Here is a 12,836-nt window from a genome sequence, read left to right as displayed (position 1 = left end):
CTAATCTTTATTATTGAGGGTTGTTTTTATAAGTGTCGTAAATTCGAGTAACAAAAACATCAATGCAAGAAGTGATGTCATTGCTGCAACAACGGGATCTTTGGTTACTCGACTCCAAATCGAGGGGGTGATAATCATTTCTTCGTTTCCAAATCGAGTAACCTGTACACCATCTCCTTCAGAAATCACTGAAAAATAAAATGCGTTTTGTCGCGTAACACGGACGAATCCCTTTGAAATGTATTCTGAATCATTATCTATGATTGAAACTCTATCACCCATGTCTAATTTGTTATTTTCACCTTGGTATCTGCCAGAGGAAATAAACTTACTTTCCAGAATGCTTACTTCCCCTTCTAGTAATAGTGACTCAACGCCAGCGCCAACATCTTCCCCTAATAAGGCTTTGCCTTCAAACGGGAGAATGAAGTCTCTTGATATCGTGAGGAGGACTTCGACATAGCCAGTTAAAATTTGGCTTTCACTTTCGTTTACTAAGACTCCTACATTTTTGTCATTACGTGCAGTGATTAAAAGCTGAAAATCATTTCCGTTTTTGGAGGATGTAATTCTAAGCTTGGAATTAGTAGAGAATTTAAACGTATTACTTTCCTGAAGCTCTAAAGGTTGCATAAAAAGGTCTTCAGCGACTAAAACCCCGTTATCAAAAAACCATTCATTTATATCTGCGCCACTAGTTTCAACTGTTATTGTTTGTGATATTCCTTCAACACTGTAAATATTCTTTCGATCACCTAACAGGATGAGGGCTGCAGTAACTACAACAAGAAGTATTAGGTAATGACCAGCATGTAATCCTAATATTCTACGGTGTAACGCGGCTAAAATAGCTTTAAGTTTTAACTTCATTTGCTTTTCTGAATCGTAAACTTAGTAGGTGGTAAGCTACGACCATTTTTTCGTCTTACGATTTGTGCGCTGTATTTGTCTTCCACTAATGATGCAGCCGGTACTTTACAAATTGTGTCGTAAGATGTTCGCTTACCTGACTCTAGTCGTTTGCAGTTAGCCTTTATACGAACATTATTATGTTTGAGTTGCATAAAAACTTCACTTCTTCCTGAACTAACCATAAATAGTACGTCGGAACTTTCAACAGTATCGGAGCGAGAGGAAAGCAATACGTGCTGATAACGTTGGTCTGAACAACTCCCTGTCGTTGCCAAAGGAGCGAGCTGTTCGTTGCTGAAATTATTAACTATTTTTGTAAATTTAGTTGGGTAATCTAACAATATCGTACTGTCTGTGGCGCTTATACTCGCAGTATTATAATCATTTTCAGACACGTAAGTACCATCGATAGAGGCCACTTTGAAGCATACATGACTAACATCGTTTGCTATGTTCAGAAAAAAATTGTTGCCTAGCGTAGCAGTTGAATACACAGCCCCCATTAGTACATTGCCAGAAACTGGGACATTTGAGCTAAAATGTTCTTTGAACTGCCCTTCGAATGGAACGGCCAAATTTTCTGATAAGCTGTTGAACGTTGTTAAGAAAAGTAAAATATAAGTAATTAAAGCTAATTTCAAAATCCATCTCTCCATGCCCAAAAGTTGAGTTTAAAATAATACACAAGTTTTTTACTAAAGTAAGTGTCTTAGATAATTAACTAATAATTTGGACTTTTTTATTTTATTATATGAACCTATTTCTTACCGTAGCGTTTTCGATAAAAAAAGAGCTATAGCTAATAGCCCGAAAGTAGTAATACTAGATACCTAATGATGAAGATGATTATAGGTCTATCTATTAGTTAGTCATAATTCAACTGGGTTTTTAGTCGATACCAATTTGAATGTACTATCTGAATCGTACTAACGTTGATTGTTTTCGCAGGGGTAAATCAGCAAGAAAAGTGGCTAAAATAGCCACCAATTTTGTGACCTGTGTGTGACCAGACCAAGCAAAAAGCTCTTAATCGGCGTAAATCGGTAAGCCCTGCGAAAACACCCAACCAATTGATATACCTATTAAAAACGAATTTCACCAAATGATGAAAATTGGCTACATTCGCAGGAGTACTTCTCCGGAGGTTGAAGCGCAGGTTCGATTCCTGCCGGGAGCGCCATTCTTCTTCATGCCTTAATTGGTTGTGTTTCTCCTCCTCAATTGGAAACATTAATACAGTTCCATTTTGACACCTCTGTAATCACAAATTTACTTGCTTCATTAGGTACAGGCTGCAAAGATAGTCAATCAAATACAATGGAATGCCCACAAAATGAATCAAACCGGCCTTTACGAACAGCTGATCACTAATCTCGTTTCAGATCGTCTTAACAAAGATAAGTTTTATATTGGTGAGCGTGTCCTTGAGCAGTCTGAAGCGGCATTATGGCTATCACGTTTTTTGAGTCGTGTTATTGAATATGCGGTTAATTGCTTACCGTCAGGCGACGATCAACTGCAGCACCAAATAGAGTTATCTAACCAGCTGATTTTATGGCTTAAAGATAAGCTTCAAGACGATGAATTTTTTGATGAGAATCTACTCAATAGCCAAGGACAAATTCTTACTGCGCTGTATGAACTTGAAAATCCGGTGGCGGCCGATCTTAAAAAATACGTCAAAGATATATTTCCACTGACAGGCCTGACCCAAAGTGAATTGTTTTGCGGTAGTAATGCAGGATTGTCGTTAGAAAGTGAACTCAAGCGCGAGATACTTTCGTCGGATACGATCTATTGGCTTGTGTCGTTTATTAAATGGACCGGAATTCGAATCTTCCGAAAGGAGTTGGAAGCCTTCACTCGAAGTGGCAAACAATTAAAGATCATCACGACGTCTTACATGGGCGCAACCGATGCCAAAGCGGTGGAGTTTTTAGCGTCATTGCCTAACACCGAAGTTAAGCTTAGTTACAATACCCAAAGAGAACGACTGCATGCCAAAAGCTACCTCTTTATTCGCGATACCGGCTTTAATACCGGCTATATTGGTTCCTCTAACTTGTCGCATTCGGCCCTGACTAGTGGCTTAGAGTGGAATTTAAAGATTACGTCGCAAGAAATCCCTCACATTATTGAACGTTCCATTAATACCTTTGAAACCTATTGGAATTCCAAAGAATTTGAGCTGTTTGATGGCAAAGTGGAAGCCAAAGAAAAACTAAAGTCTGCGCTAAAAGAAGCGCGTATCGGTAGTAGCGGTGGACATGAATTAGAACAATCACATTTTTTCGACATTAAGCCGTTTAATCACCAACAAGAAATTTTGGAACAGTTAGATGTTGAGCGTTCACTCCATAAGCGATTTAAAAACTTAGTAGTGGCCGCAACAGGCACGGGGAAGACGTTAATATCGGCGTTTGATTTTGCGCGTTTTATCAAAGATAAGCCGGATGCTAAATTCCTATTTGTTGCTCATCGAGAAGAAATAATAAAACAAGCACGGCTTGCGTATCGAGGCGTATTAAAAAATTCGAATTTTGGCGAGCTCTGGGTTGGGAATCACAAACCCGAAAGTTACAAACACCTGTTTGCTTCAGTACAGTCTTTAAATAATCAGATAGATAATCTCTCTTTGTCGGCCGACTATTTTGATTACATTGTTATTGATGAAGTCCATCACGTTGCCGCTAATTCCTATCGAAGTATATTGAAAAAGTTTGAGCCTCAGATTTTATTAGGCTTAACCGCAACGCCAGAACGGCAAGACGGGTCTAATATTTTGGATGATTTTTGTGGCGTTATCGCGGCTGAAATTCGTCTACCGGAAGCCATCAATCGACGCCATCTTTGTCCATTTCAATATTTTGGGGTGGATGACGATACCGATCTGCGAACGGTAAATTGGAACCGAGGTCGTTACGATATTGCGGCCTTAACAAATTTGTACACGCATAATCAGCAACGCGTAGATAAGATTTATCAAAGCCTTAACGAAATAGTGACGTCGGTTTCTAGCATGAAAGTATTGGGCTTTTGTGTCAGTAAAAAACATGCAGAATACATGTGTAAGCAATTCTTATTAAAAGGCATTTCTTGTGATTATTTGACTAGTGATAATAGCCGGGAGCGCGCTCAAAAACAGCAAGCCCTTCGAAGCGGTGCCATTAACATCCTGTTTGTCGTTGATATTTTTAATGAAGGCGTCGATATCCCAGAAGTGGATACGTTATTGTTTCTGCGGCCGACTGAAAGTTTAACGATATTTTTACAACAACTCGGCCGTGGTCTGCGTTTGGCCGATGGCAAAGAAGCTTGTACCGTGCTCGATTTTGTAGGTAATGCCAATGCTGAATATGACTTTGCGCATAAGTTTAGAGCGCTGGTGGGTAAGACAGATGGGGCGATCAGTGACGAAATCAAAAATGACTTTCCTCATGCACCTTTAGGGTGTCGCATAGAACTGTCTAAGCAAACCCAAGACGTCATTTTGAAAAATATCAGACAAGCCACTTTGAATAGACAGCGGTTGTTAGGTCTGATCCGAAATTTTCCGCAACATACGACGTTATCGATTACGCTCGATAATTTCATGAAAGTGAACCCGCAAGTCGCGCTTGAAGACATCTATAAAAAACACTCATGGACGGAATTATGTGAAGAGGCAGGTGTGATTTATAACGTAAATGAAGTGGATAATTCAGATACGGGAACAAGCAAAGCACCTGAGGGCATGAACGTTGAATCGGATAATGAATTACTTCGCCAACTGTCTCGTATGATTAAAACTAGGCTCTTAGTATGTGACGATCATCAATATCTTAAACAAATAAATACATTGGCAAAAAATGGCTTTAACGTAAGCGATTCAGAAAATCCAATTTATGACTTGATGTTGCATTATGATCTTTGGCAAAAGACTGGACCTAACGCCGGATTTGAGTCATTACAGGAGAGTCTTTTAAGCCTGAATCAACCATCCATTGTCTCCGAAATTAGCAGTGTTACAGACTTGCTTATTCAGCGAGTTCATCACAAACAATCAACTATGCCGATGATGGGCAATCATCCAATTAAACTGCATGCTCGTTACGCCAGAGAGCAAATTTTAGTGGGTTTTGGTGCGACAACCTTTGAAAGGCAACCGAACTCGAGAGAAGGTGTGTTTAATATCAGAGAGCAAAACATCGAGCTTCTGTTTGTTACGCTCAACAAAAACGCAAAACAGTTTTCACCAACGACCATGTATCATGACTATGCAATCAACGAAGACTTGTTTCATTGGCAAAGCCAAAACTCAACGCGACCAGATAGTGGCAAAGGGCTAGATTACATTTTGCATAAAGACAACGGCAAACGCCTGTTTTTGTTTGTGCGCGAGCAATCAAATGATGAGTTTGGCAAAACCATGGGATTCGTTAATTTCGGAGAAGTCGATTATGTGTCTCATACGGGCAGTCAGCCCATGAATATCACTTGGAAGTTGCGCAGCGCCATGCCGTCATTTATATGGAAACAAGCGGCGAAATTGTCGATGGCTTGATTTCGTCCGAGCTCAGATCGTTACTTACGGCACTACCGTACAACCCAATTAACCGAAACCAACGCTCTTAACTGTGTTTAAATACCATTAAATTGTTTAAGTAAACTTCTAAAAATGAGTAACGTCTTAGAATGAATAAATTTTTTAAAATTAGTACAAAAGAGCGGTTCGTTTTTGCTGCGTTATTTGTGCTTTTCATGTTGTTTGTCTCTTTACAAAGCTCAGCCCAAACTTTCGCTGAAAGTCTGGCAGTAGACACTTCAGTAAATGGCAATCCGGCACAAAACACTTCAGTAGTAAAAGACAACCCAGAAAAAGACACTTCATCATCAAAAGAAAAAATCGAAACCATCGTGGTCACTGCATCGCGTGTGCCACAAGATTTAAGCGCTGTCGCAAGAACGGTTGATGTGATTGATGCAACGCAAATTTCGCTGACGAATCATGCGCATGTTCAAGAGCTGTTTAATCAAATGCCAGGCGTGAATTTTCATCGCAATAGTGGGCAAGAATATCTCGCTGCAATCCGCTCGCCCGTGTTAACAGGTGCAGGCGCTTGTGGTGAGTTTTTGATATTGGAAAACGGCATTCCACTTCGTCCGGCGGGTATGTGTAACGTGAATGAATTGTTTGAAGCAAATCATTATTGGGCCGAGTCGGTTGAAATATTACGGGGCGCATCGGCTTCGCAATACGGCTCGAACGGACTTCATGGCGTGGTTAATCTAGTTACGCCGCAGTTACCTAATGGCAGCGGTGAAACGGATTTAACGCTAGGCAGTTACGACTATTATAAATTGCGTCACGCGAGCCAAATCGGCGATTGGAGCTTAGCTTTTTCAGTGGTTGACGATGGTGGTTTTCGAGATGACTCGGGCGTGAAACACCAAGTTGGCACCATAAAACATCAAGGCGAATCGGCTGATTACAATGTAACGAGTTGGTTAACGGCCTTTAATTTAGATCAGGAAACGGCAGGTTATCTTGTCGGTGAAGGTGCTTATAAAGACAAAGCGCTTATCAAAACCAACGCCAATCCTGAAGCCTATCGAAAGGGCGATGGCTTTCGCTTGTATCAAACCTATCGTTGGCAAAATGGGCTCGTGATTTCACCTTATTTACGCTATTCAAATATGGCGTTTATGCAGCACTTTTTACCGGGCCAGCCAACGGAAAAGAACCGTCAAACGAGCCTAGGTGTGCAGACTTCAAATAATTGGCGCGTGAATGACTCTGTAGATATTAATTATGGCGTTGATGCTGAACTCGCAGCGATGTCGCTGTTGCAGTTTCAGGATGAGAAAACAGAGGGCTCTGCCTTTTTGCAGGCAACCATTCCAACGGGCAAACATTATGACTACAAGGTCGATTCAAAAAACATAGCGTCCTTTGTGGTGACTAATATTAAAATGTCTCCTGAGCTAAATCTAAATATTGGTGCAAGAGCCGAGTATATTGAGTTTGATTATCGCAATGAAATGGTGTCAGGCCGCACCGACGAGTTGGGGCAAGCCTGTGGTTTTGGTGGATGTCGATATAGCCGACCTGAAAATCGATTTGATGACTATTTTCAACTGTCACCGCAATTGGGGGCGACTTATCAGTTAGCAAATAACAGTCAATTGTACGGGTCTTTAATTCATGGCTTTCGTTCACCACAGGCAACGGAGTTGTATCGACTACAACGAGCGCAAACCGTAGCGGATTTAGATCCTGTTGAGTTAAAAGGCTTTGATGGTGGTTGGCGTTTCCAAGATGAAAATTTATCGTTGGATATCGCTTTTTATCAGTATAAAAAATCCAATGGCATCATTCGAAATACCGACTTTTTTAATATTAGTGGTGCTAAAACCAAACATCGCGGCGCAGAAATTAGCTTTGAAACTGTATTAACAGAGACGTTTAGTCTGGCTGTAAATGCTTCGTTTGCAGATCATACATATCTCAACAATCCCGGTATAAATGAATCAAACGCTGGTGGCTCGGACATTGTTGGTCTGGATATAGATACATCACCCAATGAAATGGCGAATGTATTTTTGAATTATCAATCCAACGCGTGGTCTTGGCAGTTGCATGGCCAATATAACGGTGAGTATTTTACCGACGTGGAAAATCAACACCGTTACCCAGGGCATACGCTGTTTCACTTTAGGGCAAGCTACCAATTAAACGCTAAAGTGCTACTCGGTGTTAGGTTGCAAAATTTAACGGACGAACGATATGCTGAACGCGCCGATTATTCCTCTTTTTCTGGCGATCGGTATTTCCCAGGCAAACCACGTTCGATAAATATATCAATTAGTTATAAGTATTGACCCGGAGGGCGAAGCTGACACTTCAATACCCCTCGAGTCGGTTTGATAGTTTAATGGTGGTTACATGGTTTCTTGTTTGGAAACAGGCGTGTAATCCAATTCTAACTCTATCGTTGTTACATTAGGGTCTTTTTTCAGTTGTTTATAGTTTAAAACTAAATCAGAAGGACTTTTCGGTGTGAGCGAATACGTATTTTCGGCGAGCTCAGAAATATCGTAATTATTTTCCCATCCTAGAATAGGGGTGTTCGGCTTGGTAACGACAATTATGTTTCCTGTCGCAATGGCTGTTTGGTTTACAGAACGATCAAATAACGCAACCCCTTTAACCACAGGCAGGGCTTGTGCAACTAAAGTGGTATTATTTATTAGTAACGTACCTTTGGTAGCGTCAGCTCTAGTATCGATTAGCTCCATCTTGGGTATAGCTTTGGCCTGTTTTTCGCTGGTCACCTGAGACTCTTTTAAATTCAATGGAGTTGATGCCACTTCCTTTTGAGTCTCTTTTTCAACTTCAGAGGTTGATGATTCGTTGTTACAGGCACTCAGTGTTGTTGCTAAGAGAGCAATTCCAAAAATAGTTAATGTCTTTTGCGCCATTTCAGTTCCTTATTAATTTAGTTAGTTGCATTAGAGCAGGTTTACACGTTGAAAATTATTATCTCGATAGTGCAAAAATGTAACAAAATATTATGGATTAATTAACGACCGAATAAATCTCTTTAAAATCAATCTTATAACGATTTGTGATATTTGTGGCTAAACAAATATAAAGATAGGGTATTGCAAAGAGGACAGGTTTCCGACTATTTTGGAGACAACTGTAAATAAATATAAAACAACAAGCTATTACAGTTGCCCTGCATTTCAGGGGAATAAATTCGTTTTATTATCGAAAACACAAGGAATAAACATGATAGATTTTAAAATGGCGGGCGTATCTGCTGCAGTATCTTTGGTACTCGCAAGTGCGGCTGCTCAAGCTGCGCCAGAAGGTCAGCTAACCAAAACCGTAAAGGGCAACCAGTTTAACCAAGTTAAAGGTAGCTACGATGCGGCTGTTCAAAAAGCATTAGCGTCTCAACCTACAGTTTCAGGTTTAAAAAGCCACTATGATAACGACCTAGGTAAAGCGACGTTTGTATGGGCGCCAGCTTCGATTAAAGCACCTAACTTATCTGATGTTGCTGCAAAAGATAAAGCAGCGGCGGCAAGTAATCACTATTTAAACGCACTATTAGGCCAATCGGTTACTAAAGGTGGCGTATCTCAAGTTAAGCTAGCTAACCTACACGACGAGGGCAAAGGCACTCGAATTGCAAAATATAAGCAAGAAGTATTGGGTGTAGAAGTATTCAATCGTGAATTTAATATCATGATGGATAAAGAGTTTAACCTAGTTGCATCATCTGGTTACCTAGCTCGCAACGTTGTTCCTGAAGGTCAAGTATCTCCAGCGTTTGCATTTGGTAGTGCAGAAACAGCAATTAGAAACGCATTTCAAGACGCAACAAACAACCAAGTTAATGTTGCATTAACTCCAACTCAAGAAAAAGGTAAGTTTGCGCACTTTAAAGCTCAAGGCGCAGAAAATGGTTTACTTGTGGGTAATGATACTCGCGCGAAAAAAGTTTACTTTGACGCGAGCAATGGCCTTATCCCTGCTTACTACCTAGAAGTTGAAGTATCAGAAGTTGATAGTGTTACAAGTAACCTATACAGCTATGTAGTTGACGCTAATACTGGCAAAGTTCTTTCTAAAAACAACCTAACAGTAGATGACTCTGTTTTCCACTACAGAGCTTATGCAAAAGATGACTTAACCCCAATGCAAGGTCCTCACGGTGATGTTGTTCCTGCTCTTGAACCGGGCAATGACACATCAGTAATTTTGGACGCGCCACTTGTATCAGTTTCAAGCATGCCATTCCTTAGTACACAGGATCCGTGGTTAGCAGAAGATGCAACAATTACAGCGGGTAACAACGCGGTTGCATATGCCGACGTAATTGCACCAGATGGCTTCAGCCCAGGTGACTTTACGGCTGAAACTACAAGCGCTAACACTTTTGATTATGTGTTAGACGATACAAAACGTGCAAATAGCGTAGGCAACAGAAAAGCGGCTATCGTTAACTTATTCTACATGTCTAACTTCTTACACGATTATTACTACGATTATGGTTTTGACGAAGCATCTGGTAACGCTCAGGCTTCAAACTATGGCCGTGGCGGTTTAGAAAATGATCCGCTTCGCTTAGAAGCACAAGATAACTCTGGTCTTAACAACGCTAACATGTCTACTCCAGCAGACGGTGGTAGCCCAAGAATGCAACAATTCTTGTGGACAGACAAAGATGCAACACTTGGTGAAGATTGGGGTATTACAGTAACTAACTCTGACGACTTAGGCTTACTAAGCACAAGCCAATTAGCGTCATTTGGTCCACAACAATACTCTGTTTCAGGCACTGTTGTTCGTATTGATGACGGTACTGACGTAGGTACAGACGGCTGTGAGGCAGCGGCTAACGCAGAAGAGTTAGCAGGCAACATTGCTATTATCGACCGTGGTGCTTGTGCATTTACTGCTAAGGTACTTAACGCACAAGCAGCCGGTGCGATTGGCGTTATTATCGTAAACAATAACGATGATGGCACACCAGCTCCAATGGGTGGCGCAGATGACACTGTATCAATTCCTTCTCAAGGCTTAAGTTTTGCAGATGGTGCATCTATATACAGCTTAATCGATGCTGATGAAGCGGTTGATGTAAGCATGTTTAGCACATTCCCACTTAAAGACTCTACATTTGATAACGCGGTAATCGCGCACGAATTTGGTCACTACATGCAAAACCGTTTAATCGGTAACGCAAGTGGTCTAACTAACTTCCAAGGCCGCGCCATGGGTGAAGGTTGGTCAGACGTACATGCAATGTTGTTTGTAACCAAAAAAGAAGACCTAGAGCTTGAAGGTAATGCAGAATTTGGTTTAGGTTATGGCGTTGGTACATACGTAGCAGACTTCTTCTACGGTATCCGTCGTGCACCATATACTACTGATATGGATGTTAACCCTTACACATTTGGTCACATTACTACGGGTGCAGGACCAGCTGGATTCCCTGCAACGTCAAATGCTTCTCCGCATGGAGCGGGTGAAATTTGGGCTGTTTCATTATGGGAATTCTATGTTTCTATGATAAACGAGCACGGTTTTGATGAAGCAAAAGACAGAATGTCTCGTTATGTAGTTGAAGGTTATAAGTTAACACCGGTAACACCAACTTACACAGAAGCTCGTGATGCTATTTTAGCTGCAGCAATGTCGAATGACGACGCTGATTTTGACTTAGCTATTGCGGCGTTCGCTAAACGTGGTATGGGTCTAGGTGCGGTATCTCCATCTCGTTTCTCAACTGACCTATCAGGTGTAGTTGAAAGTGATTCGGTTAAACTAGCGACATTCTCTGCGGTATCTGTAGATTTAAATGCAGATTACGACGGTGAAACTGCTGGCTTCTGTACTGCGGATGGCGTTCTAGATAAAGGCGAAACAGGTACTATTTCTGTAACGGTTGCAAATACGGGTAGCGAGCCTTTAGAAGGCATTACTGCACAAATCACGGTTGTTGGTGACGCAGATGTGACTATCGAAAATGACGGTCTTGTAACATTTGGTGCACTATCACCATTTACAAGAAGCACAAGTGACGCATTAAAAGTTACTATTAATGACGCGTCTACTGCAGATGATATCGACTTTGTAGTAACTTTCCCTGAGGCAGTTGAGGGTGATGCTACAGTTGAAGCAGAAGACTTTACGTTACCAGTGACTGTTAACTTTGACTTTGAGAAAGTTGATCCTACTAACTTAACCACATTTGAAGACATGGAAGACGCAAGTACGTTTGCCGATTGGTCTGTAAATGTGATGGATGGTGGTGACGCTGCTTCTGACCTAGCCTTCTTTGATGGCGTGAACACTGGATACTTCCAAAGCTTCGCATCAGGCACAAACCTAGGTGCGCAAACATTACGTATGGCTGATTTATCAGCTATCTCTGATGTTGGTTATGAAACAACTGAGTTTGAAGTAGGATACGCGGGTAACTTCACTGTTTCATTCTGGCACGCATACTGGTTAGAGTCTGGATATGACGGTGGTGTTGTTGAGTTAAGCGTTAACGGTAGTGCTTGGCAAGACGTTACAGACTTCGGTGGTGAGTTCTTAGTATCTGGTTATAGTGAAATCATTCCTTCAGATGTACAAGATCAGCCGTTAGCCGGTCGTCCTGTATTCTCTGGTCAGAATTTCGCTCCAGCTGCTGCTAACGGTGGTTTAGAAGTTATTGACTTTGGTGAAGCGTTAAACGGTAACATGGTTAAGTTCCGCTTTAGACTTGCAACTGACAGTGCTGTTAGCACATTCGGTTGGTGGGTTGATAACGTAACATTTAGCAATGTTGCATCACCAATGTTCTCAGAAGTAACAACAGGTGTTGTTGAGTCGTGTGATAACTCAGCACCTCGTTTAGTTTCTGTAACTGAAAGCGTAAGCGTAAACGAAGGCGAGTCAGTATCATTGACTGCTGAAGGTTTCGATAGAAACACGGACGATACGTTAACTTACACTTGGACTCAAACAGGTGGCGATGAAGTAACTATCACTGGTGCAGACACTGCAACTATGTCGTTCACAGCTCCTGAAATCTCAGCTAACATCGAAATGACTTTCCAAGTTGTTATTTCTGATGGTAAAGACTCAGTGAGTGCAACTAGTTCGGTATCTGTTGCAGACGTACCTGAGTATGTTGAGCCGCCTAAGCGTGATACTGGTGGTAGCTTCGGTTGGGCAGCATTGCTGTTACTTCCATTAGCTATGCTAAGAAGACGTACAAAGCGTTAATCGTATAATTTAAAATATACGTAAATTAATAATAAAGGCCTCTCTGTTAAAACAGAGGGGCTTTTTTATGTCTTAAATACAAGTATCAACTTTATTAAATGAGATGAATAAATGATTAAGATAAGCGGTACTGCGGAGCGATTTACAAAGG

6 protein-coding genes are annotated in these 12,836 nt (G+C 41.2%); 3 read left to right on the top strand and 3 right to left on the bottom strand.

The genetic code is table 11. The features are described 5' to 3' along the window. Both J9318_RS00835 and J9318_RS00830 read right to left on the bottom strand, forming a co-directional pair. Positions 1-870 carry a hypothetical protein gene (locus J9318_RS00835; protein ID WP_210560626.1) on the bottom strand — a complete coding sequence of 290 codons (870 nt, stop codon included), beginning with the start codon at positions 868-870 and terminating at the stop codon, positions 1-3. Then, positions 867-1,553, bottom strand: a complete 687-nt coding sequence (locus J9318_RS00830) for a hypothetical protein (protein ID WP_210560625.1) — start codon at positions 1,551-1,553, stop codon at positions 867-869. Before J9318_RS00830 ends, J9318_RS00835 begins: the two co-directional genes overlap by 4 nt. A gap of 692 nt (positions 1,554-2,245) precedes the next feature. Here J9318_RS00830 and J9318_RS00825 point away from each other — a divergent pair. Both J9318_RS00825 and J9318_RS00820 read left to right on the top strand, forming a co-directional pair. Then, the gene (locus J9318_RS00825; RefSeq protein WP_210560624.1) at positions 2,246-5,455 is read left to right on the top strand and encodes a DUF3427 domain-containing protein; all 3,210 of its coding nucleotides are present in this window, start codon (positions 2,246-2,248) and stop codon (positions 5,453-5,455) included. A 131-nt stretch (positions 5,456-5,586) separates the two neighbouring features. Next, the gene (locus J9318_RS00820) at positions 5,587-7,773 is read left to right on the top strand and encodes a TonB-dependent receptor (RefSeq protein ID WP_210560623.1); all 2,187 of its coding nucleotides are present in this window, start codon (positions 5,587-5,589) and stop codon (positions 7,771-7,773) included. Between the two features lie 60 nt (positions 7,774-7,833). On the opposite strand, the gene J9318_RS00815 is transcribed toward J9318_RS00820, so the two are convergent. Next, a complete protein-coding gene (locus J9318_RS00815; protein ID WP_210560622.1) occupies positions 7,834-8,373 on the bottom strand; it encodes a hypothetical protein in 540 nt (179 codons plus the stop codon). Between the two features lie 313 nt (positions 8,374-8,686). Here J9318_RS00815 and J9318_RS00810 point away from each other — a divergent pair, with 313 nt between their 5' ends. Further along, positions 8,687-12,685 (top strand): rhombosortase-dependent M36 family metallopeptidase, encoded by a 3,999-nt coding sequence (locus tag J9318_RS00810; protein WP_210560621.1) that lies wholly within the window; start codon positions 8,687-8,689, stop codon positions 12,683-12,685. The last annotated feature ends 151 nt before the right edge of the window (positions 12,686-12,836 follow it).

This window comes from Psychrosphaera aestuarii (genome assembly GCF_017948405.1).
GTDB lineage: Bacteria > Pseudomonadota > Gammaproteobacteria > Enterobacterales > Alteromonadaceae > Psychrosphaera > Psychrosphaera aestuarii.
The sequence above is the reverse complement of the archived record's forward strand: the minus strand, read 5'-3'. Positions and strand labels throughout refer to the sequence as shown.